This is a genomic window from Qaidamihabitans albus (assembly GCF_016464705.1).
Lineage (GTDB): Bacteria > Actinomycetota > Actinomycetes > Mycobacteriales > Pseudonocardiaceae > Qaidamihabitans > Qaidamihabitans albus.
Map to the genome: position 1 here is coordinate 219,932 of NZ_JAEHOB010000005.1, position 22,341 is coordinate 242,272.

Annotated in this window: 22 protein-coding genes and 1 pseudogene; 5 read left to right on the forward strand and 18 right to left on the reverse strand. The window is 71.6% G+C overall.

Translation table 11 applies throughout. The annotated features are described in order from the left end of the window. Positions 1 to 12: 12 nt before the first annotated feature. The 4 genes from JAP66_RS12480 to JAP66_RS12495 form a co-directional block, all read right to left on the reverse strand. Positions 13 to 3,015, reverse strand: coding sequence for a helix-turn-helix transcriptional regulator (locus JAP66_RS12480; protein ID WP_199432031.1), 3,003 nt, complete (start codon positions 3,013 to 3,015; stop codon positions 13 to 15). 59 nt (positions 3,016 to 3,074) lie between these two features. Continuing rightward, positions 3,075 to 3,272 carry a hypothetical protein gene (locus JAP66_RS12485; protein ID WP_199431841.1) on the reverse strand — a complete coding sequence of 66 codons (198 nt, stop codon included), beginning with the start codon at positions 3,270 to 3,272 and terminating at the stop codon, positions 3,075 to 3,077. Positions 3,273 to 3,432: 160 nt separating this feature from the next. Next, positions 3,433 to 3,642: a DUF397 domain-containing protein gene (locus JAP66_RS12490; protein ID WP_199431842.1), complete on the reverse strand. Its 210-nt coding sequence runs from the start codon at positions 3,640 to 3,642 to the stop codon at positions 3,433 to 3,435. A 38-nt stretch (positions 3,643 to 3,680) separates the two neighbouring features. After that, the gene (locus JAP66_RS12495; RefSeq protein WP_199431843.1) at positions 3,681 to 4,535 is read right to left on the reverse strand and encodes a helix-turn-helix domain-containing protein; all 855 of its coding nucleotides are present in this window, start codon (positions 4,533 to 4,535) and stop codon (positions 3,681 to 3,683) included. A gap of 191 nt (positions 4,536 to 4,726) precedes the next feature. Here JAP66_RS12495 and JAP66_RS12500 point away from each other — a divergent pair, with 191 nt between their 5' ends. Beyond that, positions 4,727 to 5,077, forward strand: a complete 351-nt coding sequence (locus tag JAP66_RS12500; RefSeq protein WP_199431844.1) for a hypothetical protein — start codon at positions 4,727 to 4,729, stop codon at positions 5,075 to 5,077. An 18-nt stretch (positions 5,078 to 5,095) separates the two neighbouring features. On the opposite strand, the gene tesB is transcribed toward JAP66_RS12500, so the two are convergent. The 5 genes and pseudogenes from tesB to JAP66_RS12525 all read right to left on the reverse strand — a co-directional run bounded on the left by tesB (position 5,096) and on the right by JAP66_RS12525 (position 11,030). Then, positions 5,096 to 6,001 (reverse strand): acyl-CoA thioesterase II, encoded by a 906-nt coding sequence (gene tesB / locus JAP66_RS12505; protein WP_199431845.1) that lies wholly within the window; start codon positions 5,999 to 6,001, stop codon positions 5,096 to 5,098. A gap of 36 nt (positions 6,002 to 6,037) precedes the next feature. After that, complete coding sequence (gene pyk, locus JAP66_RS12510; RefSeq protein ID WP_199431846.1) at positions 6,038 to 7,462, reverse strand: pyruvate kinase; 1,425 nt, start codon at positions 7,460 to 7,462, stop codon at positions 6,038 to 6,040. 67 nt (positions 7,463 to 7,529) lie between these two features. Then, positions 7,530 to 8,195: a DUF2461 domain-containing protein gene (locus JAP66_RS12515; protein ID WP_199431847.1), complete on the reverse strand. Its 666-nt coding sequence runs from the start codon at positions 8,193 to 8,195 to the stop codon at positions 7,530 to 7,532. A gap of 143 nt (positions 8,196 to 8,338) precedes the next feature. After that, a pseudogene (locus JAP66_RS12520) lies at positions 8,339 to 9,849 on the reverse strand (SLC13 family permease). 155 nt (positions 9,850 to 10,004) lie between these two features. Beyond that, positions 10,005 to 11,030 (reverse strand): 6-phosphofructokinase, encoded by a 1,026-nt coding sequence (locus tag JAP66_RS12525; RefSeq protein WP_199431848.1) that lies wholly within the window; start codon positions 11,028 to 11,030, stop codon positions 10,005 to 10,007. Positions 11,031 to 11,278: 248 nt separating this feature from the next. Between JAP66_RS12525 and JAP66_RS12530 the strand changes: the two genes are divergently transcribed. Further along, positions 11,279 to 12,370: a 3-deoxy-7-phosphoheptulonate synthase gene (locus tag JAP66_RS12530; RefSeq protein ID WP_199431849.1), complete on the forward strand. Its 1,092-nt coding sequence runs from the start codon at positions 11,279 to 11,281 to the stop codon at positions 12,368 to 12,370. 53 nt (positions 12,371 to 12,423) lie between these two features. Here JAP66_RS12530 and JAP66_RS12535 read toward each other — a convergent pair whose 3' ends face one another. Together JAP66_RS12535 and JAP66_RS12540 are read right to left on the reverse strand one after the other, a co-directional pair. Beyond that, positions 12,424 to 12,918 carry a polyadenylate-specific 3'-exoribonuclease AS gene (locus JAP66_RS12535; RefSeq protein ID WP_199431850.1) on the reverse strand — a complete coding sequence of 165 codons (495 nt, stop codon included), beginning with the start codon at positions 12,916 to 12,918 and terminating at the stop codon, positions 12,424 to 12,426. Between the two features lie 28 nt (positions 12,919 to 12,946). Then, positions 12,947 to 13,708, reverse strand: a complete 762-nt coding sequence (locus JAP66_RS12540) for a lysophospholipid acyltransferase family protein (protein WP_199431851.1) — start codon at positions 13,706 to 13,708, stop codon at positions 12,947 to 12,949. 191 nt (positions 13,709 to 13,899) lie between these two features. Here JAP66_RS12540 and JAP66_RS12545 point away from each other — a divergent pair, with 191 nt between their 5' ends. Both JAP66_RS12545 and JAP66_RS12550 read left to right on the forward strand, forming a co-directional pair. Further along, positions 13,900 to 14,661 carry an alpha/beta hydrolase gene (locus JAP66_RS12545; RefSeq protein WP_199431852.1) on the forward strand — a complete coding sequence of 254 codons (762 nt, stop codon included), beginning with the start codon at positions 13,900 to 13,902 and terminating at the stop codon, positions 14,659 to 14,661. Beyond that, positions 14,658 to 15,143 carry a hypothetical protein gene (locus JAP66_RS12550; protein WP_199431853.1) on the forward strand — a complete coding sequence of 162 codons (486 nt, stop codon included), beginning with the start codon at positions 14,658 to 14,660 and terminating at the stop codon, positions 15,141 to 15,143. The genes JAP66_RS12545 and JAP66_RS12550 overlap by 4 nt, the downstream gene beginning before the upstream one ends. 84 nt (positions 15,144 to 15,227) lie before the next feature. On the opposite strand, the gene JAP66_RS12555 is transcribed toward JAP66_RS12550, so the two are convergent. The 7 genes from JAP66_RS12555 to JAP66_RS12585 are packed head-to-tail and all read right to left on the reverse strand — an operon-like array spanning position 15,228 to position 20,346. Further along, the gene (locus tag JAP66_RS12555) at positions 15,228 to 16,103 is read right to left on the reverse strand and encodes an NUDIX hydrolase (protein WP_199431854.1); all 876 of its coding nucleotides are present in this window, start codon (positions 16,101 to 16,103) and stop codon (positions 15,228 to 15,230) included. Between the two features lie 24 nt (positions 16,104 to 16,127). After that, entirely contained in the window at positions 16,128 to 17,084 is a 957-nt protein-coding gene (locus JAP66_RS12560) for an ROK family protein (protein ID WP_199431855.1), read from the reverse strand. Next, the gene (locus JAP66_RS12565) at positions 17,085 to 17,507 is read right to left on the reverse strand and encodes a hypothetical protein (protein ID WP_199431856.1); all 423 of its coding nucleotides are present in this window, start codon (positions 17,505 to 17,507) and stop codon (positions 17,085 to 17,087) included. It lies immediately after the preceding gene. After that, a complete protein-coding gene (locus JAP66_RS12570) occupies positions 17,504 to 18,664 on the reverse strand; it encodes an ArsA family ATPase (protein ID WP_199431857.1) in 1,161 nt (386 codons plus the stop codon). The genes JAP66_RS12565 and JAP66_RS12570 overlap by 4 nt, the downstream gene beginning before the upstream one ends. A 1-nt stretch (position 18,665) precedes the next feature. Then, positions 18,666 to 19,106: an SRPBCC family protein gene (locus tag JAP66_RS12575; RefSeq protein ID WP_199431858.1), complete on the reverse strand. Its 441-nt coding sequence runs from the start codon at positions 19,104 to 19,106 to the stop codon at positions 18,666 to 18,668. Positions 19,107 to 19,133: 27 nt separating this feature from the next. Then, positions 19,134 to 19,925, reverse strand: a complete 792-nt coding sequence (locus tag JAP66_RS12580) for a metallophosphoesterase family protein (protein ID WP_199431859.1) — start codon at positions 19,923 to 19,925, stop codon at positions 19,134 to 19,136. A gap of 10 nt (positions 19,926 to 19,935) precedes the next feature. After that, positions 19,936 to 20,346 (reverse strand): polyketide cyclase / dehydrase and lipid transport, encoded by a 411-nt coding sequence (locus JAP66_RS12585; protein WP_199431860.1) that lies wholly within the window; start codon positions 20,344 to 20,346, stop codon positions 19,936 to 19,938. Between the two features lie 183 nt (positions 20,347 to 20,529). Here JAP66_RS12585 and JAP66_RS12590 point away from each other — a divergent pair, with 183 nt between their 5' ends. Next, on the forward strand, positions 20,530 to 22,329 hold the full coding sequence (locus tag JAP66_RS12590) for an AMP-dependent synthetase/ligase (RefSeq protein WP_199431861.1): 1,800 nt from the start codon (positions 20,530 to 20,532) through the stop codon (positions 22,327 to 22,329). Positions 22,330 to 22,341 lie beyond the last annotated feature (12 nt).

Genomic DNA, 22,341 nt, shown 5'->3' on the forward strand with positions numbered 1-22,341 from the left:
GGAACTCGCGGGCTAGTGGGTGAGCAGGCCGCGGTCGTAGGCGATCGCCACCGCCTCCGCGCGCCGGGTTGCGCCGAGCTTGGCCATCACGCGGGAGAGGTGCACGCTCACCGTCTTCTCACTGATGTAGAGCTCGGCGCCGACCTGGCGGTTCGTGCGGCCGAGCGCGACCCGTTCGAGCACGGCCCGCTCCCGGTCGGTGAGCGGGTCGACGACCGCGCGGCGCGCGGGCCGCTCCCCAGGCAGCTCGGCCCGCGCCCGGTGCGCAAGGTCGCGGACAGCCGCGAGCAGGGGTTTCGCGCCGAGCCGCCGGGCGACCTCGTGTGCCTCGCGCAGCTGTTCGGCTGCCGGGTCGGGGTCGCCCGCGGCCAGCAGCGCCTCCGCGTGCCGCAGGCGGCACACCGCCTGCTCGTACACGGCGCCGTAACCGAACGCGGCCACCGCCTTCTCCCACGACGCCGGGTCGGCGGGGCCGGCCAGCCCGGTCGCCGCGGCCTCGGCGCGGGCCAGCCAAGCATGCCCCTCCGGCCCGAGCGTGCCCGTCCGCGGCCTGCCGCGTCGCGCGCACTCCCGGACGTGCTCGATCAGCGCCTCGCCGGCCGCCAGCGCCTCCGCCTCCGCCTTGGCATCACCCCGGCCGCGTGCCGCACCGGCCCACGCGGCGCAAGCCTCGACACCGAGGGCGCCGATCCGGAGCCCGCCGAGCGCCCACGGCAACATCGTCTCCAGCCAGCCGATGCCCTCCTGCGCGCGGCGGGCCGCCGTCGGATAGTCCCCCTGCCAGCCGGCCAGCTCGGTACCCGCGGTGGATGCCGCCAGCGTGATCAGGATGTCGCTGTGCCACTGCGAGCGCAGGTCCGCGACGAGCCGTTCCGCGTCGGCGAAGCGGCCCCGCGCCACCACCAGGTGCACCCACGACGCGGTGAGCAGGGCGGTGACCGTGCTGGACACGCTGGCTTTCGGCCGGTCCTTCTCCGAGTCGGCAGGCCAGTCGCCGCTGACGTAGCGGAGGAAGACGTGCCGGGCCCGCAGGCCGAGACCGAACGAGCTCCAGCTCAGCCCGGACTCCTCCGCCCGTTCGATGCCGCGCCGGTACAGCTCGATCGCGGGAGCGATCTCGGCCAGGTCGTCGTAGCTGAGGGCGAGGAAGTACAGCGCCCGCAGCTCGACGTGCAGCGCGCCCGCGTCCCGGGCCTTGCGCTCGGCCTGCCGCAGCCGCTCCCTGGCCTCTCCCGGGTTGCCCGCGGAGTCGGCCAGCGCGCCGAGCGTGGTCAGCGCGGCCGCCTCGGCACCTCCGGCCCCGACGGCACGGGCGTCCGCGACGGCGGTCTGCGCGCTCCAGTAAGCCTCGTCCATCCGATCGATGCCACGCAGGATCCCCGCACGGGTCGCCAGCACCCAGGCCCTTGTCCTGCTCGGCGCAGCGTCGGCCACCAGTTCCCAGGCGCGGCCGATCGCGTCGACCGCCTCGTCGAAGGTGCTGTCGAGCGACAGCAGTGCCTCGGCGAGCCTGCGCCAGGTGAACGCGGCGTCCTCGGTGTCCACCTCGGGGCCGAGGGTCTCGACCGCCGACCGGGCGAAGGCGATCGCGCGTTCCGGCTCGCCGGACGTGCCGGCGAAGAACGACGCCTCGTGCAGCAGCTTGAGCTCGTCGATGCCGTCCGGGCGGTCGGCGGCCGGAACGGTGTCCCAGATCTCCAGCGCCTGTTCGATGTGCCGCAGGGCCGCGCCGGGAGCGCCGAGCTGCTCGGCCTCGTCGGCGGCCCGCACCAGCGCGGCCAGCGCCGTGCTGTGGTCCCGGCTCTGCATGCTGTGGTAGGCGAGCCGCGCGTCGTGCCCGCGGCCCTGCGGCTTCGCGCGGAGTCGCGCCGCGTAGGCGGCGTGCATCCGGCTCCGCTCCCCCGGCAGGACGTCGCCGTAGACGGCCTCCCGCAGCAGGGCGTGCCGGAACGTGTAGAAACCGCGCTCGATCACCAGCACGTGGTGCTGCACGGCTTCGCGCAGCGCCTCGTCCAGCTGGAGCTCGTCGAGGCCGGAGACCTCGGCCAGCGCGGCGTGGGCCACGGCGTCGCTGGCCACCGCGATGGTCCGCAGCACCCGCCTCGTCTCCGGTGCGAGCCGCTCCACCCGGGCGAGCAGCACCTCGGCGAGCCCCGCGGGCAGGTCCGCACCGGTCGCGCAGGACGCGAGCAGCTCCTCGACGAAGAACGGGTTGCCCTCCGACCGCGCCACGACGTCGGCCACCGTCTCCGACGGCAGCGGTTCGTCCGCCAGCGCGCGCACCAGCGCACGCGACTCGGCATCACCGAACGGAGGCACGTCCACCCGCTCCACCGTGGGCAGCCGCACCAGTTCCGCGAGCAGTGCGCGCAGCGGGTGCCGCCGGTGCACGTCCTCCTCCCGGTAGCTGCCGATCACGAGCAGACGCTGCGAACGCAGCCTGGAGAGCACGAAGGAGAGCAGATTGCGCGTGGAGCCGTCTGCCCAGTGCAGGTCCTCCAGCACCAGCACGACCAGCCGTTGCTCGGCGATCTCGGTGAGCACGCCCAGCACCGCGTCGAAGAGCTGGAGCTCGCCGAGGTCCTGGGCGGCGCGGGCACGGTGCAGGGACTCGGCCTCGGCGGAGGGCACCTGGGCGTAGTGGAGGCCGGCAGGCGGGGCCGCGTGCACCTGCGGGAGCAGCCGGCCGAGCGCGGGACGTGCCCGCACCGCCTCACCGACGACGGGGTCGTCCGTGGTGGTGAGCGGACCCAGCGCCTCGGCGAAGGGCAGGTAGGGCAGTCCGCCCGCCTGCATGTCGAGGCACCGGCCGGTCAGCACCAGCGCCTCCTGTCCCGCGGCGTGGTCGGCGAACTCGGCGAGCAGCCGGCTCTTGCCGACCCCGGCGTCGCCGGAAAGCAGCACCGCCCCCGCCGCACGTCGTTCCGCGCGGGCCAGCGCGGAACGCAGCCTGCTCAGCTCGTCGACGCGGCCGACGAGCGGTATAGCCGAACCAAGAGGGGGCACAACTCGTATTGTGCGCTACCCGACCGACAGTTCCGCATGGTTTTCGCCGGGGGCTGACGACCCTCCGCTCAGGCGGCCCGGCGCCGGGGCGCCGGGTCCCGCTCGTCGGTACGGTGGCTCACCGGGTCCGCAGTGCGGTCCCGTTCACGCGACCACCGGCGGTTCCTGGCCGCCCTCCCCGCCTTGCCGGCCTTGCGCATCTCCTCCACCCGGTACGCCACCTCGGCGTGCAGGGCATCCCCCGTCCACTGCCTGACCATCCTCATCGCTCATTCCGATCTCTTCTCCTACGTTTCGACGAAGGTCAGAGTCGTCCTGAGGGACGGGGGCCGGCATCGGGTGATCACGTCGTACCGGACACGAACGACCCCTTACCCGCGGCCGAGCAGGGGAGACCGGGGTAAGGGGCCGGGTGGGGAGCGTCCGTCAGCGCAGGTCGAGTTCACCCGTCCGGGCAGCGGCCAGGAGCGCATGCCAGTGCGCGGCCGGCAGGCGTAACGCGCCTGCCGCCGGGTTCTTCGAGTCACGCACGGCAGCACCTTCTCCGGTGAACGCGACCTCGACGCAGTCGTTGCCGCCACCGCTGTAGGTGCTCTTCCGCCATTCCAGCCTGGAAAGATCGGCGTCGGCCACCATTTCCCTACTCCTCACTCTGCTTGGTCGTACTGGTATTGCTACTCACTGCGGAACCGCCTGCCCGCATCGGCGATCAGCTGGATGGAGTCGTCCGGCTTGAGCGCGGCGGCTCGCAAATGATCGAACATGAGGGAATAGCGCCGCACATCGGGCGCCATCTCCAGGTAGAGACCGCTGCTCGTCGTGTCCACGTACACCACGTCCGGGTCGACCTGCTCCGGAAAACCCAGGATGAGGAACGGGCCCTCCATGCCAGGGTGCGCGCCGGCGGCGAACGGGACGACCTGGATGGTCACGTGCGGCAGCTGGGCCAGCTCGGCGAGCCTGGCGAGCTGGTCGACCATCACCTCCGGCCCGCCGACCACCCGGCGGAGCACGGCCTCGTCGACGACGGCCCAGTACTCCGGCGGCACCGGATCCTGCAGCAGCTGCTGGCGCGCCATCCGTGCGGCGACCCGCCGCTCGACCTCGGCCTCCGCGGCGTCCGGCCGCATCGCCCTGATCACGTTGCGGGCATAGTCCTCCGTCTGCAGCAGTCCCGGTACCAGCAGCGCCTGGAAGGCCCGCAGTGAGCTCGCGTCGGCCTCCAGCCCGACGAAGGCACCGGTGAAGACCTCGTTGTACGCCTGCCACCAGCCGCGTTTACGCGCCTCCCTGGCGAGCTGGACGAGCGCCTCCTGCGCATCGCCGGTGATGCCGTACAGCTCGAGCATGTCGCGCGCGTCACGGGGCGTGACACCCACGTGCCCGGTCTCGATTCGGCTGATCTTGGACGCGGAGCACTCGAGCTTCTCCCCGACCTCGTCGATGGTCAGCTCGGCCGCCTCCCGGAGCCGGCGCAGCTCACTGGCCAGCCTGCGACGTCGCACGGTCGGACCGTGGCCTCGTGTCATGGCTTCACCTCCGGCTCGCTAGCCCACTGGTGCCCCACATCTAACCAGCCGGTTCCGAAATCGGTGATGCATTGACGTGCGGCGGGCAAGTTGTTGCCCAATCGGTGGACTGCAATTTGCACAATCGATAGGTATCGTCACGGCGTGCTCTCCGCAGCGGAGGGTTCCGCGGTACGGAATGGGGAGATCACGTGGTCGCGCACGATCCCATCGTCAGCCCACTGCAGGCGAGTGTCCACGGCAGGCTCGCGGAGATCTCGCGGGCGGCAGCCGAGGACGGCGGCGCCGGCCGCGAGCTCGCCCTGCTGGTGGATGCGCTGCGGACGGTGCTCGGTGAGCACCGGCTCGATCCCCGTGGCCATTGCACCGTCTGTCACGGCCGCCGCCCACGGCTGTTCCCCCGGCGGCGCGGCGGGCTGCCCTGCCGGGCCTACCTCGCCGTGCAGGGCGCCCTCGGCGCGGGCGCGGAGGACATACCTGTGCAACCTGCCATTCGCCGCCACCACCGGCGGCGGAACTCGGCCCTGCACTACGCGGGCTGAGGGCGCCGCCCGCCCCGGCTACAGCACACGGACAAGGCCCTCCTGGACCACGGTCGCGATATGGGTGCCGTCCTCGGCGAAGAACCGGCCGGTCGCCAGTCCCCTCGCCCCGGACGCGGTCGGCGACGAGCTGTCGTAGAGAAACCACTCGTCGGCACGGAACGGCCGGTGGAACCACAGCGCGTGATCGAGGCTGGCGCCGAGCACCTTGTCGAGGTCCCAGTACACACCGTGCCTGGCCAGCACCGAATCGAGCAACGTCATGTCCGAGGCGTAGGTGAGCACGCAGACGTGCAGCAACTGCTCGTCGGGCAGGACACCGTCCGCACGCATCCACACCTGGTTGCGTGCGGGACGCTCCCCGCTCTCGCGGGTCACCCACGGCGGGTCGTTGACGTAGCGGATGTCGATCGGCCGCGGCATCGTGCGAATCCCGAGCCGGTCGGCGAATCCCGCCGCGCGCTCGGCCAGCGTCAGCAGCGACTCGGGGGGTGGCACGTCGGGCATCTCGTCGGCGTGCTCCACCCCCTGCTCCGCGAGCTGGAACGAGGCCGACAGCGCGAAGATCGCCTTGCCGTGCTGTACGGCCACGACCCGCCGGGTGGTGAACGACCGGCCGTCCCGGATGCGGTCCACCTCGTAGACGATCGGCACCCTCGGATCGCCGCCGCGGATGAAGTAGGCGTGCAGGGAGTGCACCGTTCGCTCCGCGGGCACGGTGCGCCCGGCGGCGACCAGCGCCTGGCCCGCCACCTGCCCGCCGAACACGCGAGTCGGCGAATGCGGCGGGCTCACCCCGCGGAAGATGTTCTCCTCGATCTTCTCCAGGTCCAGCAGGGCGACCAGTCGGTCGAGCACCTGATGCGCGTCGAGGCCGGTCTCCCGCTCGAGTCCGGACGCGGCCTGCCTCGCCAGCTCAGTCATGCCTGAGATTCAACACTGTCGACGACGGTGCCGCCGCTAGGCGTGGTCCTCTTCACCGAGCCGGTGCACGCGGATTAGATTGGTGGAGCCGACCGTGCCGGGTGGCGAGCCCGCGACGATCACCACCAGGTCACCGGCCTGGTAGCGGCCCGTCTCCAGCATGGCGTGGTCGACCTGCTGGATCATCCGGTCGGTCGAGTCGGCGTGCGGCACGATCCGCGCGGTGGTGCCCCAGGTCATCGCCAGCTGGCAGCGCACGCTCTCCAGCGGGGTGAACGCGAGCAGCGGCAGCCGGGTGTGCAGCCGCGCGAGGCGGCGCACGGTGTCGCCCGACTGAGTGAAGGCGACCAGGGCCTTCGCGTTGAGCCGTTCACCGATGTCACGGGCGGCGTAGGAGATGACGCCGCGCTTGGTCCGCGGAACGTGGCTTAGCGGCGGCACCGACGGCATGTCCGCCTCCACCGCCCGCACGATCCGGCTCATCGTCTCCACGGTCTCGATCGGATACCGGCCGACACTGGTCTCACCGGAGAGCATCACCGCGTCGGCGCCGTCGAGTACGGCATTGGCGACGTCGGACGCCTCCGCGCGGGTCGGCCGGGAGTTGTTGATCATCGAGTCGAGCATCTGCGTCGCGACGATGACCGGCTTGGCGTTCTCCCGCGCGATCTGGATGGCCCGCTTCTGCACCAGCGGCACCTGTTCCAGCGGCAGCTCGACGCCCAGGTCGCCGCGCGCCACCATCACACCGTCGAAGGCCAGCACGATCGCCTCGAGGTTGTAGACCGCCTCCGGCTTCTCCAGCTTCGCGATCACCGGCACGCGGCCCTTGCCGACCCGGTCCATCACCTGGTGCACCAGGTCGATGTCGGCCGGGGAGCGCACGAACGACAGCGCGATGAAGTCGGCGCCCAGTTCGAGGGCGAACTCGAGGTCCTCGATGTCCTTCTCGGACATCGCGGGCACGGACACGTCCATGCCGGGCAGCGAGACGCCCTTGTTGTTGCTGACCGTGCCGCCCTCGGTGACCTCGCAGATCACGTCGGGGCCGTCGACGCCCTCGACGACGAGGCCGACGTTGCCGTCGTCGACGAGCAGCCGATCACCCGGCTTGGCGTCCTTGGCCAGGCCCTTGTACGTGGTCGAGACGCGGTCGTGCGTTCCCGCGATGTCCTCGACGGTGATCCGGACGCGATCCCCGGTACGCCACTCGACGGGTCCGCTCGCGAACGTGCCGAGCCGGATCTTCGGACCCTGCAGGTCCGCGAGGATGCCGACCGCCTTGCCCGTGTCGGCCGCGGCGGTGCGGATCAGGTCGTAGACCTGCTTGTGGTCACCGTGGCTACCGTGACTGAAGTTCATCCGCGCGACGTCCATACCCGCGTCGACGAGGTCCCGGACCTTGTCCGCCGTCGCCGTCGCCGGGCCAAGGGTGCATACGATCTTCGCTCGTCGGCTCACACTCAGACACCTTAAACCCTGGCGGCACGCAAGTCTGTACCGATCCCGAGATCGTTAAGGAAGACCGTCACCGGCGTGCCTGCTCGCTCGCGCCCACGTGATCGCGCGCCCACTCGTTGAACCGGCGGACCTGCCGCCATGCTGCGCGCACCCGGTCCAGGCAGGCGCGCTCGTGCAGCGTGTCGTCCGGCTCCCACACCCGGAACGCGTACAGCGAGCGGTGCCGGAGCAGGTCCAGCCGCGGATGGTCCGCCGCGAACCCGCGCGGCCTCGTCTTGAGCATGTCACCGGCGATCTCCCAGCCGGACCGCCGCAACGCCGCGAGGATCTTCACCAGCTCGGCGCCGTGCACGTCCGTGTCGACAGCCCGGCGGAACCGGGCGAGCTGGTCGGCGGCCAGGTGGAAACAGCCGCCGCCGGCCCGCAGCCCGGCCGGGCCGACCTCGACGTAGTAGGCACCGCCGCCGCGGCCCTGCTCGATCACGGCCCCGCAGTGCGTCTTGTACGGGCTCTTGTCCCTGGCGAAGCGGACGTCGCGGTAGGGCCGGAACACCTTGCCCTCGCCGAAACCGGGGCCGAACTCGGGGACGAGCTCGGCGAGCAGTGCCTCCATCGGCGCGCGGACGTCGGCCCGGTAGGTGGCCAGGTTGTCCTGCCAGTACGACTTCGAGTTGTCCACGACGAGCCCGTCGAAGAAGTCGACGGCGTACTCGCCGAAACCGGTGAAAGCCACGCGCACACGCTACTCGGCGGCGACGACGATCCGGAGCGCGCCGCAGGTCACCGGTCGTGAGTGCGTAACAGTGTTCTAACTCGCGTACGCACTCACGAGAGGTGACCAGGCACAACGCCGCGCTCTGGATCAAGGACAGGGACTCAGAACGCGATCCCGAGGACCCAGGCACCCAGGGTGTAGGCGGCGAGCGTGACCAGCACGAGCCCGATCACGTTCAGCAGGACACCACCGCGGATCATCTGCCCCGTCGTGACATAGCCCGAGCCGAACACGATGGCGTTCGGCGGGGTCGCAACGGGCAGCATGAACGCGCAGGTCGCGGCGAGCGCGGCCGGCACGACCAGCACCATCGGGCCGTGGCCGAGACCGAGCGCGACCCCACCGAGGATCGGCAGGAACGCCGCGGCCGTCGCGGTGTTGCTCGTCAGCTCGGTGAGCAGGAGCACCAGCAGCACGGTCACGGCGACGAGGACCAGCAGCGGCAGTACGTCCAACCCGCTGACCTGTTCGCCGATCCACTCGCTCAGCCCGGTCGCGGTGAACTGGCTGGACAGGCTCAGCCCGCCGCCGAAAAGCAGGAGGATCCCCCACGGCAGCTGCTTCGCCGTGTCCCAGTTGAGCGTGCGCACACCGGCGCGCGCATCCACCGGGAGCACGAAGAGCAGTACCGCCACCGCCATCGCGATCCCCGCGTCGGACACATTGGACAGCCACGGCAGGGCGTTGCCGATCGCCTCGACGTCGGCGAGTGTCGGGATGAAGATCCACGACAGTGCCGCGAGCACGAAAACGGCGAGCGCGTTCCACTCACCCCGGCTCATCCGGCCCATCTCGTCGAGCTGCTCCCGGATCAGCTCCCGGCCGCCGGGCAGGGACTTCATCGTGGGCGGGAACACCAGCCGCGTCAGCACGAACCAGGCGATCACCAGGAACACCACCGCGATCGGCACCCCGAAAAGCATCCACTCGCCGAAGGCGATGCTGATGTCGTGGTTGTCCTCGAGGTAACCGACCAGCAGCGTGTTCGGCGGGGTACCGATGATCGTGCCCAGCGAGCCGATCGACGCGGCGTAGGCGATGCCGAGCATCAGTGCCGTGGCGAAGTTCGGATCGCCCCTGCCGTCACCGAGCTGCCACACGAGGCCCAGCACGGAAACGCCAATCGGCAGCATCATGACCGTGGTCGCGGTGTTGCTCACCCACATGCTGATGAACGCCGTCGCGATCATGAAGCCGGCGATCAGCATCACCGGACGGGTGCCGACGGCGAGCACGGTCCGCAGCGCGATCCGCTTGTGCAGGTTCCACCGCTGCATCGCCAGGGCCAGCATGAAGCCGCCCATGAACAGGAAGATGATGTCGTCGGCGTAGGGGCTGGCCGCGTCCTCGATGTCGCTGACCCCGAAGAGCGGGAAGAGCACCAGCGGCAGCAGCGCGGTGGCCGCGAGCGGCAGCGCCTCGGTCACCCACACACGGCCATCAGCACCGCGATCGCCGCCGTGACCCGGCCCTCCGGGGAAAGGCCGTCGGGCAGCAGGAGATAGGCCACGACGGCGAGCACGGACCCCAGTGCGACGCCGATCCATTGACGCCGGACCGTGCCCCGGTCGAGCGACTCGGTTGTGGACTCCCCGGCGGCGGGCTGTGACATCACTCACCTCCAACGCTGACGTGCGGAGGGGAATGTACCGCGCGGCGCGGCGATTGTTCACACCATTCGCCGATTGATCGTGTCCGGGTACCACCGCGCCACGGCCCCGGGGTCCGTGGACGGTCCCGGGGCCGTGTCCGCGGTGGCGGAGGCGGTCAGCCGAAGAAGACCTCGGCCTCGGCGTAGCGCTCCGGCGGCACCGTCTTGAGCTCGGCGGTGGCCTCCTCCAGCTTCACGCGGACGATGTCGGTGCCGCGCAGGGCCACCATCACGCCGAAGTCGCCCGCTGCCACCGCATCCACCGCGTGCAGCCCGAACCGGGTGGCGAGCACCCGGTCGTAGGCGGTCGGCGTGCCGCCGCGCTGGGTGTGCCCGAGCACCACCGCACGCGACTCCTTGCCCGTCCGCTCGGCGATCTCGTCGGCGAGCCAGTTGCCGATCCCGCCCAGCCGCACGTGCCCGAACGCGTCCTTCTCCCCGCTCTGCAGCCGCTCGGCGCCGCCCTCGGGCAGCGCCCCCTCGGCGACGACGATGATCGGCGCGTACTCACGCTCGAACCGGCGCTCGACCCACTCCACCACCTGGTCGACCGAGAACGGGGTCTCCGGCACGAGGATCACGCTCGCCCCGCCGGCGAGGCCGGAGTGCAGCGCGATCCAGCCCGCGTGCCGGCCCATCACCTCGACCACGAGGGCACGGTGATGCGACTCGGCGGTGGTGTGCAGCCGGTCGATCGCCTCGGTGGCGATGTGCACGGCGGTGTCGAAGCCGAAGGTGTAGTCGGTGGCGCCGAGGTCGTTGTCGATGGTCTTCGGCACGCCGACGACGTTGATCCCCTCGTCGGCCAGCTTGTTCGCCACCCCGAGGGTGTCCTCGCCGCCGATCGCCACCAGCGCGTCGATGCCCTGTTCCGAGAGCACCGACTTGATCCGCTCGACGCCGCCCTCCTCCTTGTATGGGTTCGTCCGGGAGGAGCCCAGGATCGTGCCGCCCCGCGTCAGGATGGCCTCGACGTCACCGCGGCCCAGCGGCCTGCTCTCCCCCGTGAGCGGACCACGCCAGCCGTTGCGGAAGCCGACGATCTCCCAGTCGTGTACCTGGATGCCCTTGAGGGTCACCGCACGGATCACGGCGTTGAGCCCCGGGCAGTCGCCACCGCCGGTCAGCACACCGACTCGCATCAGATCAGACCTCCGCGTTTGTCTTGAGTCACACTTTTCGGACGCCAGCCTAACGGGATCGGCTCTTGATCGGTGCAGGAGCATCCCGGCATCTGTTAGGGTCACGTCCGTGCAGCGCTATTTCTGGTTTAGCGGACCGGCCCCGGGTGGGCCGGTCGGCGACACCGTGCGCTGACCCACCACCCACGAGCCGGACGACAAGCCGGCTCGGCGGGTTCGGGGCGGCTTGCGGAAAGGAACGCCCCGACATGTCACTCACCGCAGGGCCCGCGGACGCCACCGACCCGGTGCGGTCGCTGGACAACCAGCGCACCACGAGCATCAGCCCGCTGCTGTCACCCGCCCTGCTGCGCCAGGAACATCCCCTCGACGCCGCGACCGCGAAGACGGTCGCGCAGGGCCGCGCCGACACGGTCGGCGTCCTCGACGGCCGCGACGACCGGCTCACGGTCGTGGTCGGCCCGTGCTCCGTGCACGATCCGGCGGCGGCGCTCGACTACGCCCGCCAGCTCGCCGAGCACGCCGAGCGGGTGCGCGAGCAGTTGCACGTCGTCATGCGCGTCTACTTCGAGAAGCCGCGTACCACCCTGGGCTGGAAGGGCCTGATCAACGATCCCGACCTCGATGGCAGCTTCGCCGTCAACAAGGGCCTGCGCATCGCGCGGCAGCTGCTGCTCGACGTCTCGGCGCTGGGTCTGCCGGTGGGCTGCGAGTTCCTGGACCCGATCACCCCGCAGTTCATCGCGGACACGGTGAGCTGGGGTTCGATCGGCGCGCGCACAGCCGCGAGCCAGGTGCACCGCCAGCTCTGCAGCGCGCTCTCCATGCCGGTGGGGATCAAGAACTCCACCGACGGTGACGTGCAGGTGGCGGTGGACGCCACCCGGGCGGCCGCGGCGAGCCACGTGTTCGCCGGCATCAACGCCGACGGCCTCGCGGCGCTGCTCACCACCTCGGGCAACCCGGACTGCCACGTCATCCTGCGCGGTGGCACCGCGGGCGCCAACTACGACGCGGCCACGGTCGAGGAGACGCTGGGCAGGCTGCGCACCGCCGGGCTGCCCGAGCGGCTCATCATCGACGCCAGTCACGGCAACAGCGGCAAGGACCACGAGCGGCAGGCCGAGGTGGTCGGCGACATCGCCGGGCGCATCGCCGCGGGCGAGCGTGGCATCGTGGGCGTGATGCTGGAGAGCTTCCTCGAAGCCGGCCGCCAGGACCTGACCCTCGGCCGCGGCGGCGACCTGGCCTACGGCCGCAGCATCACCGACGCCTGCATGGACTGGCCGACGACCGCGGCCCTGCTCGACGAGCTCGCCGCTGCCGTACGCGCCCGGTGACCAGCGCCGCCCGCCTCGTGAGTGCGTAACAGCGTTCTAACTCGTCTGCGCACTCACGAGCGCTGGGCTCGGCGGGCGTCCTCGATGATCCGCCAGCGCTCGAGGTTGTGCCGCGCGTCGGCGAGCGCGTCGTGCGCATCGCCCGGCGGGTCGGGCAGCCGCGGCTTGCCCGCGTCCTCCCAACGCTGCCGAAGGTCGCGGGTGAACCGCGGCAACTGGCGTGGCAACGCGGGCATCGGGCCCCACAGCTGGGCCAGCGCGACGTGGTCGTAGGCGGCGAACCAGGCCCACAGCTCGATCCCGCCGTGCGGCTTCCCGAAGAAGTCGAGCAGGTCCTGGCGGATCCGGTCGCGGCTGCGCCAGGCGGGGTCGGCGGGCGAGGGCAGCTTCGGCAGGACGTTCTCCCGTACCCACGGGCCTGCCTTGCCGGGGTCGAACTCGGTGGAGACCGCGTAGAACTCGTGGCCGCGCTCGTCCACGACACCTATCGAGACGAGGTCGATCGTCACGCCGTCCTCGATGAACTCGGTGTCGTAGAAGAAACGCACCGGGGCACCGTACTCGACCCCGGACGGGTCAACCGGCCTTGGTCTCCGGAAGCCGGTCGGCGTCCCGCGCGCGGGCCTGCGCAGGTACCGCCGACCGCACGCCGGCCTCCTCGGCGGCGAGCAGCTCCTTCGCCTTCGCGGCGTAGATGTCGACGTATTCCTGGCCGGACAGCTCCATCAGCGCGTACATGATCTCGTCGGTGATGGACCGCTCCACGAAGCGGTCGCCGGAGAGACCTTCGTAGCGGGAGAAGTCGAGCGGCCTGCCGAACCGGATCTCGAGCTTGCGCGGCCGCCACATCCTGGAGCCGATGGGGTTGACCTTCTCGGTGCCGATCATCGCGACCGGGACCACCGGGGCCCTCGACTCCAGCGCGATCCGGGCGACGCCGGTCTTTCCCTTGTAGAGACGGCCGTCCGGGGAACGGGTGCCCTCCGGGTAGATGCCGAGCAGATGCCCCTCGCGCACCAGCCGGATCGCCGTGTCGAGCGCGGCCTGCGCGGCCGAGCCGCCGGAGCGGTCGATCGGGAACTGCCCCACGCCGCTGAAGAACCATTTCTTCAGCCGGCCCTTCACTCCTCTCTCCGTGAAGTATTCCTGCTTCGCGGGAAAGGTGACGCGTCGGCGGACGCGGAGCGGCATGAAGAAGGAATCGGCGACCGCGAGGTGGTTGCTCGCCAGAATCGCGCCCCCGCTGTCCGGGATGTTCTCCAGCCCGGAGACCTTCGCCGGCCAGAAGAGCCGGAGCAGCGGCCCGAGAAGCACGTACTTCATGAGGCGATACAGCACCGCGTCAACCCCTCCTCCTACCGGAACCCCGCACCCGATCGATCAGCCTACGAAGCGCGACCGGCCGTGCACAACACCAGGTCCCCGCTTGCCGCGGCCCGGCGACCGATGTCACAACGTGGCCGGGGGCGCACGTGCCCCGGCGACCGTGCGACGATGGGAACAACAGCTCAACGGGAGGGCGATCGGGCATGCCTGTGCTCGTCGGCGCGGAGCCGTTCTCGCACACCGGTTCCACCGAGACCGGGGTGCTGCTGTGTCACGGTTTCACCGGCTCGCCTGCGAGCATCCGCCCGTGGGGCGAGCACCTCGCCGAAGCCGGTTACACCGTCCGCGGGCCACGGCTGCCCGGGCACGGCACGACGTGGCAGGAGCTCAACCGCACACGGTGGACCGACTGGTACGACTGCGTCCGTGCCGAGTTCGACGCGCTGGCAGGCACGTGCGAGTCGGTGTTCGTGTTCGGGCTGTCGATGGGCGGCACGCTGACGCTGCGGCTCGCCCAGCAACTCGGCGACGCCGTCGCCGGGATCGCGCTCGTCAATCCCTCCGTGCTGACCCTGCGCCGGGACGCCCGGCTGCTCCCGGCGCTTGCGCCGGTGCTGCCGTCGGTCAAGGGGGTCGGAGACGACATCGCCAAGCCGGGTGTCACCGAGCTCGCCTACTCCCGGACACCGGTGCGCGCGGCGGCCAGCCTGGCGCAGCTGTGGAAGCTGGTCCGCCAGGACCTGCACAAGGTGACCCAGCCACTACTGCTGATGCACTCGGTCGTTGACCACGTCGTGGAGCCGGTGAACTCGCGGATCATCGCCGACGGCGTGCGCAGCAGGCAGTTCAGTGAGGTCCTGCTGCGAGACAGCTACCACGTGGCGACACTGGACAACGACGCCGAACTGATCTTCGAGCGCAGTGTGGACTTCGTGCAGACCGTCGGACAGGTTGGTGCCCGATGAGCAGGATGTCAGGCGCGGACGGGCCGGAGGACGTCGACGCCACCTTCGAGCAGATCGTCGCCGACCTGCGCGCGCAGGGGGTGGGTGACAGGGGGACGACGCCCACCGAGCCGGACCGGGACGACCCGCCGCCCGAGCAGGCGGCGCCTGCCGGGCCCGCGAGCACCGGCTGGCGCGAGACCGGGACCGGCTGGGACGAGACGATGTTCGGCAGCGATCCCGCCGACGTGGACGACGAGGAGCACTTCGTCCCGCCGGAGCCCCCGCCGCTGCCGAAGCCGCGTAAGGGCGCGTTCATCGTGCTGCTGTTCTTCGTGCTGGGACTGCTGTTGCTCATCGCGCCCGGCGTGATCGGGCTGAGCGGCACCGTCGGCATGGCGCTCGGGATGCTCGCGCTGGCCACCGGGCTCGCGCTGCTCCTGCTGCGCGTCCGGCAGGGTCCGCCCGACGGCGCCGACCCCGGCAACGGCGCCCAGGTCTGAAAGCACTGCATTGTGCCTGGTCACCTCTCGTGAGTGCGCACGCGAGTTAGAACACGGCTCCTCACTCACGACCGGTGAGCGCCCTCACGGTTCCCGGAGCAGGTCCAACAGTGCCGCCGGGCCGATCACCTCGGAACCCACGTCGCGGACCCGCTCACGCAGCGCCCGGTCCGCGGTCACGACGACGACGTGATCATGCGGGCGCGCGGCACGCGCCTCCCTGGCGGTGCGCACGATCGTCGTGTCCCCGTCGTGCTCGGCCGCGACGACCTCGACGTGCTCGGTCGGCTCGGTCGCCCGAGCCTGCCCCTCCACCACGAGCACCACGCGGGGCCACCAGCACCAGTGACGGCCGTGGGCCAGTGCGACGTCCGGGGCACGGACGCCCCGGTGCACGAGCGGCGCCAGCCGGTCCCGCAGCCGCTCGGCGGCTCCCGCGCGGTCGCGCCACCAGCCGTCCGGCCGGGAGCCGACCACGTTGGCGGCGTCCACCACCAGCACGAGCTCCCGGTCGAGCTGCGCCCGCAGCTCCGGCCACGCCGCGGCGAAGTCGTGGTGCAGCGGGTAGTCCGCCACCTCTCCGGCAGGCACCCAGCGCAGGTCGGTGCTCTCCGGGTTGGCCACGCGCGCCCGCACCGGCTCCCGGACGGTCGCCAGCACGGTCGTGTAGCTCCAGGTCCCGTGATCGACGCTGGAGGAGGCCAGCACGCGTACCGCGGCGCGCGGCACCGCCGTCTCCTCCTCGGTCTCCCGGAGCGCGGCCTGCTCGGCGGTCTCGGTGGACTGCACGGCGCCACCCGGCAGGGCCCAGGTACGGCCGTGATGGGTCCACCACGCGCGGCGCTGCAGCAGCACCCCGCGCCGCGGGTCGGTCAGCAGCAGGCCGGCGGCTCCGTGCAGGCCCCAGTGCCGGCTCCCGCACGCACAGCTGACGAACCCGTCACCGTCCCCGAGCAGCATCCGGCCAGCCTAAGCGGTGGCTGGTCAGCCCGTGCCGACGGCGCGCTCCTCCCTCGCCAGGGTCGCCGCACCGACGATCGTGGTCTCGTCCCCGAGCTGGGCGGTGCGGATCCTGGCCAGCGGGCGGTGCCCCGCGCCGGTGATCGCGGCCGCGTAGTGCTCGCGCGCCTCGTCGAGGAACAGCGGCGCCGACTCGGAAACGCCCCCCGCGATGACCACGACCTCCGGGTCGTACACGTCGGCGACCAGGGCGAGGCCCTCACCGAGCCAGCGCGCCAGCTCAGCCATCGCGCGCTTGGCGATCGGGTCGCCGTCGCGGGCCGCTCCCGCGACCCGCCTGCCGGTGACCGAACCCGGATCGCCCGCCACCTCCCTGGCGAGCACGGTCGAGCGGCCGGGATGCCGGGCCAGCAGCTCGACCGCGGTCGCCGCGAGCGCGGTGCCGCTGCAGTAGCGCTCCCAGCAGCCGTACTTCCCGCACGAGCAGGCCCGGCCGCCCGGCAGCACGCACAGGTGGCCGAGTTCGGGCGCCACGCCGTGGCCGCCGCGGAACAGATCCCCGTCCAGCAGCAGTCCGGCGCCGATCCCGGTGCCGATCGCGATCAGCGAGACCACCCGCGCGCCCCGCGCCGCGCCGAAGCGGTGCTCGGCGACGGTGGCCGCGTTGGCGTCGTGCTCCAGCCTGACCGGCAGGCCGACGCGCTTGGCGATCCGGTCGGCGACCGGTGCGGCCCGCCACGCCAGGTGCGGCGCGAACATGACCGAGCGCAGGTCCGGCCGGACGAACGCGGCAACGGCCAGCCCCACGGCGCCCACCTCGTGCCGGTTGCGCAGCTCCTCCACCACGCCGGTGATCGCGTCCTCCAGCGCCAGCTCGTCACCGGGTGTGCCCACCCTCGACGTGTCGAGCAGCGCACCCCGCTCGTCCACGACGCCCGCGCGCACGCTCGTGCCGCCGACATCGACCCCGATCGCCAGCACCTACGGCCCCCAGTCGCGCCGCGGACGGACGGCGATGTGCTGCACCCGGAGCGGCCGCTCCGGTGCCGGGCCGTCCTCCGCCGGTGCGGGCCGGAAGCCCGGCATGTGCACGCCCTCCTGCGGTTCCCAGCGGTCGGCCAGCACTGCGCGCAGCAGCGCGACGAGCTGCGCCGCCTGCTCGAACAGCCGGGCGGCGAACTCGGGCCGCTCGCCGCGCACGACCGCGACGATGGCGCACAGTGGGCACCAGCCGCAGCCGCCCGCGTCGTGCTCCTGTTCGCCGGTGCCCGCACCCTCCCCGGTGGCGCCGTGACCCGCCGCCACGACGCCGTCCAGCCAGGGGGCCGCGCGCTCGACGACCATCTCGACGAGCAGCCGGATCTCCTCGGCGAGGCTCGCGCTGCCCTCCTCGTATGAGGTCATGCGGTCCTTTCCAGATGCACCAGCAGGCCGCGGGCGTCCGACTCGGCACCGGTGACCCGGCAGGGCCGCAGCGGCCCGGGCAGCGCCACGAGCCGCCGGAAACCGTCCACCGTGACGGCCAGGTCGTCGTCGACGCGGGCCAGGTCCACGGCGGCGTCCCGGCCGAGGGGAAGGGCTATCCGCAGGTCGAAACCACTCTCCGTCTCGGAGACGTCGAGCAGCGGGGTGGCCGGTCCGCCCGCACCGCCGAGCGGATCCGCGTCGCCGTAGAGCTCCCTGGCGATCTCCAGCAGGGCGGGCAGGCCAACCGGCTCGGCCGCCCGGTGCTCGACCGAGCGCAGCATGCCCTCGGCGGGCCCCGACCGCCGGAGCTCGGCGAGCACCGCCTCCTGCTCGTTGCGCCGCGTGCGCAGCCACGAAGCCGCGGAGCCACGCCACAACCCGGGTGCGGGCATCAGCCGGTTCGCGATCATGCCGTCGACGCGGATGCCGCGCAGCGCCAGCGAGGTCAGCGTGCGGCGGGTCTCCGCGACCACCATCCGCTCGGGCGTCAGCACCAGCCGCACGGTGGTCACCGCGGGGTCGGTCAGCAGCGTGCGCAGGCCGTCCACATGCGCGGCGAGGCGCTCGACGGACTCGGCGACGCCGCTCCACGCCCCGGCGGCGCGGGCCATCCAGCCGCGCCTGCCGAACGCGCGGCCGGCGTAACCGGCGACGGCCTCGGGCAGCGCGAGCAGGCGCAGCGTCTCCGCGGTCGGGCCACAGTCGACGATCACGCTCTCCCACGGCCCGGTCTCGGCGAGCCGCCGGACCTCGGTGAGGGCGAGCAGCTCGTCGACCCCGGGCAGCACGGTCAGCTCCTCGGCGTCGAGCGCGTCGATCCCGGCGCCGGTCAGCGCGGAACGCAGCTGGACGCGCAGCGTCGCCCAGACGTTGTCGACCAGGGTCCGCGCGTCGACCTGTGCCCCGTGCAGGCAGCTGTCGACTTCCGCGGGTTCGGCGGCCAGCGGCAGGCCGAACGCGTCGCCGAGGGAGTGCGCGGGGTCGGTGGACACGACGAGCGTCTTGCTGCCCCGCGCCGCGAGACCCGCGGCCGTGGCCGCGGCGAGCGTCGTCTTCCCGACGCCCCCCTTGCCGGTGAACAGCAGGACTCGCACGCTATCCCTTGCCCTCGACGCGGCGCTTGAGCTCCTTCAGCGCGGTGTCCATGATCATTTTTTCGGCCTTCCGCCGGAGCATGCCGATCATCGGCAGCGCGAGCTCGACGGCGAGCGTGTAGGTCACCTTGGTCCGCCCGTTCAGGGGCTCCAGCAGGTAACGGCCGTTCTGCGCCTTCTGCATCTGGCCCTTGACGAGATGCCAGCTCACCGACAGCCCGTCGTCCGCCCAGTCGTACTCCAGCATGTAGACGTCCTTGACCGGGCCGGAGTCGAGGGTGAACCGGACCTGCTTGGCCCGGCCGGCGTCGTCGACGGCGAGCACCTCGGTCTGCCGGACGGCCTTGGCCCACTCCGGGTAGGCGGGCAGATCGGCGATGACCGCCATGATCTCTTCCGGTGCCGCGTCGACTTCGATGGACTGCGTGGACTGCTCGGCCATGGGGCTAGAGCGTAGCGGCCGGTGCCGTCACCAGCGCAGCACGTAGGGGCGTCCGGTCTGCTTGAAGTGGCCGACGTTGCGGCACTCGGTCCGCCCGGCGCGCAGCCGCGGGGTCAGCGGCTGGTGCACGTGTCCGAACAACGACCAGCGCGGCTGCTCGGCGAGGATCAGCTCGAGCAGTGCCCTTGAGCCGATCTCGGGCCTGCGCGCGACGACGTCGTAGGCGAGGTCGGGCACGGCGGGCGGGATGTGACTGCACAGCACGTCGATGCCCCTCAGGCGCGCCGCCGCTGTGTCGAACTCCTCGCGCGTGCGCAGGTACGGCCGCCACACTGCGCCGTTGCGCCGCGGGGTGACCGCCTCGGGCAGCAGCGCCCCGCCGACGAAGCCGAACCGCAGGCCGCCGATCTCCACCACCTCGCCGTCGACCGTCCGGATGCCCGGCCCGGCGAACTCGGGCCACAGTGCGGGCGCGTCGACGTTGCCGGGGATGGCGTAGGTGGGTGTGGTCATCGCGCCGAACAGGGTCGCGTACTGCTCGCGGATCGCCTCGTCGACCGCCGCCGCGGGGTCGTCCAGGCTGGCCCACAGCGACCGGGAGAAGGCCACGGTCTGCTCCCGCGTGCCTTCGCGGCGCAGCTGGGCGAACGTGCCGACCTGCTCGGCGCCGAAGAGCGCGCCGAGGATGCCGTTGCCGTGGTCGTGGTAGTCGACGAAGTCGAGCAGATCGCCGAGCACGATGAGCGCGTCGGCACCCTCCCCCGCGCGAGCGAGCGCCTCGGCATTGCCATGCACGTCGGAGACGACATGAACCCGCACGGGGGCCAGCCTACCCAGCGCCGCCGGCCCGCGGCGGCACGCCCGGTTCACGACCGTCCTCGAGGGTCTCCTTGAGCTCCAGCGCGATCGCCTTGGCCGCCCGTGCCCTGCGGTCGGCCGCCCGCCGCAGCTCGCGGGGGCTCGGCGAGCCGGGCAGCACGGCGCGCAGGAAGTAGTGCAGCACGGTGCCGTCGAGCACGGGCTCCAGCCAGACCTCCATGGTGCCGACGAGTGCCCCGCGCACGGTCCAGCGCAGGCCCGCTTCTCCCCGATCGGTGTAAACTTCCAGTACCAGATCGGGCCAGTACCGGGTCCAGGAGCGCGGGTCGGCGAACGCCGCCGCCACCGTGCTCGGCGGCACCGCGAGGAACGTCTCGTCGACGATGTCCAGTGCTGCCGGTGCGTTCTGAGAAGTGGACACGCGTGCAGAATGGCATGCTCACCGATTCGTGATGACCCGAGCATGGTCAAGCCGATGGGCAGCGGCTAAGTTGACCGGCGAGTAACACAGGTTGGGAGAGTCATGCACGGTCGGGCCGACGAGGTCGGCGCCGCGATCCGGAATGACCCGGCCCCGACTAGGACACTGGACACGGAGGTTCACGTGCGCGAATACAGCGCTCCCGCAAACCGGACGGTCACCGACGACGAGAACCTGTCGGACGTCGTGTGGGCCAACGCCGAGCGATTCGGCGACACCGTGAGTTTCCGTCGCCAGGTGAACGGCTCGTGGCTCGACGTCACGGCACGGGAGTTCGCCGGGCAGGTACTCGGGGTCGCCAAGGGCCTGATGGCCGCCGGCATCGAGCAGGGCGACCGGGTCGGGCTCATGTCGGCCACCCGCTACGAATGGACCCTGATCGACTTCGCGATCTGGGCGGCGGGCGGCGTCACGGTGCCGATCTACGACACCTCCTCACCCGAGCAGCTGCACTGGATCCTTTCCGACTCCGGGGCCAAGGCGGTCGTGGTGGAGACCGGCGAGCTGTCCGCGACCCTGGAGTCCGTTCGCGGCAGGCTGCCCGACCTCGACCACGCGTGGCGGATCGAGGGCGACGAGCCGGCGGTCGAAGCGCTGACCTCGCTCGGCGCCGACGTGGCCGACGAGCAGGTGCACACGCGCCGCCGCGCGGTGCGGGCGGCGGAAGCGGCCACGATCGTGTACACCTCGGGCACCACCGGCCGGCCCAAGGGCGTCCGGCTGACGCACTTCAACCTGCTGTCCGAGATCCGCGCCAACATCGACGCCTTCCCCGACATCATGGGGCCGGGCAACTCGCAGCTCGCGTTCCTGCCGCTCGCACACATCCTGGCCCGCGCGATCGTGCTGACCGCGTTCACCGCCAGGGTCACCCTCGGCCACACGGCGGACATCAAGAACCTGGCCGCGGACCTGGGTACGTTCCGCCCGACGTTCGTCGTCGCCGTGCCGAGGGTGTTCGAGAAGGTCTACAACAGCGCGAAGCTCAAGGCGCACTCCGAGGGCAAGGGCAAGATCTTCGACGCAGCCGAGGCCACCGCGGTGGCCTACAGCGAGGCACAGGACTCCGGCAGCCCCGGACTGGGCCTGCGCGTCAAGCACGCGGTGTTCGACAAGCTCGTCTACACGAAGCTGCGGGCGGCGCTCGGCGGGCGTTGCAAGGCGGCCGTGTCCGGCGGCGCACCGCTCGGTGCCCGGCTGGCGCACTTCTTCCGTGGCATCGGCGTGCCGGTGTACGAGGGCTACGGCCTCACCGAGACGTCCGCGGCCGCGCACGTCAACACCGAGAAGGCGTTCAAGGTGGGCACGGTCGGCAGGCCGGTCAACGGCACGAAGGTACGGATCGCCGAGGACGGCGAGATCCTGCTCAAGGGCGACGTGGTGTTCGACGCCTACTGGAACAACGAGCAGGCCACCGCCGAGAGCATCGAGGACGGCTGGTTCCACACCGGCGACCTCGGCGAGCTCGACGACGAGGGCTTCCTGCGGATCACCGGACGGAAGAAGGAGATGATCGTCACCGCGGGCGGCAAGAACGTCGCCCCGTCCGGGCTGGAGGACACGCTGAAGGCGAACCCGCTGATCAGCCAGGCGATGGTGGTGGGTGACCAGCGGCCGTTCGTCAGCGCGCTGGTGACCATCGACGAGGAGTTCTTCCCGACCTGGAAGTCGCAGCACGGCAAGCCGGAGAGTGCCACCGTGGCAGACTTGGCCGACGACCCGGAGCTGCGGGCGGACGTCCAGGCGGCGGTGGACGAGGCGAACAAGTTCGTCTCGCACGCCGAGGCGATCAAGAAGTTCACCATCCTGCCGCACGACTTCACCGAGGCGGGCGGGGAGATCACGCCGAGCCTCAAGCTCAAGCGCAACGTGGTCAGCAAGAACTACGCGAACACGATCGAGTCGCTCTACGCGAAGCAGTAGCAGCGGCAGCGG

What these genes read in the sequence shown, in the direction of transcription:
- JAP66_RS12485 (WP_199431841.1), bottom strand. Translation starts at nt 3,272, where the DNA reads ATGAGGATGGTCAGGCAGTGGACGGGGGATGCCCTGCACGCCGAGGTG.
- JAP66_RS12550 (WP_199431853.1), top strand. Translation starts at nt 14,658, where the DNA reads ATGAGCAGGATGTCAGGCGCGGACGGGCCGGAGGACGTCGACGCCACC.
- JAP66_RS12530 (WP_199431849.1), top strand. Translation starts at nt 11,279, where the DNA reads ATGTCACTCACCGCAGGGCCCGCGGACGCCACCGACCCGGTGCGGTCG.
- JAP66_RS12545 (WP_199431852.1), top strand. Translation starts at nt 13,900, where the DNA reads ATGCCTGTGCTCGTCGGCGCGGAGCCGTTCTCGCACACCGGTTCCACC.
- tesB (WP_199431845.1), bottom strand. Translation starts at nt 6,001, where the DNA reads ATGACTGAGCTGGCGAGGCAGGCCGCGTCCGGACTCGAGCGGGAGACC.
- JAP66_RS12565 (WP_199431856.1), bottom strand. Translation starts at nt 17,507, where the DNA reads ATGACCTCATACGAGGAGGGCAGCGCGAGCCTCGCCGAGGAGATCCGG.
- JAP66_RS12490 (WP_199431842.1), bottom strand. Translation starts at nt 3,642, where the DNA reads ATGGTGGCCGACGCCGATCTTTCCAGGCTGGAATGGCGGAAGAGCACC.
- JAP66_RS12555 (WP_199431854.1), bottom strand. Translation starts at nt 16,103, where the DNA reads ATGCTGCTCGGGGACGGTGACGGGTTCGTCAGCTGTGCGTGCGGGAGC.
- JAP66_RS12495 (WP_199431843.1), bottom strand. Translation starts at nt 4,535, where the DNA reads ATGACACGAGGCCACGGTCCGACCGTGCGACGTCGCAGGCTGGCCAGT.
- JAP66_RS12525 (WP_199431848.1), bottom strand. Translation starts at nt 11,030, where the DNA reads ATGCGAGTCGGTGTGCTGACCGGCGGTGGCGACTGCCCGGGGCTCAAC.
- JAP66_RS12575 (WP_199431858.1), bottom strand. Translation starts at nt 19,106, where the DNA reads ATGGCCGAGCAGTCCACGCAGTCCATCGAAGTCGACGCGGCACCGGAA.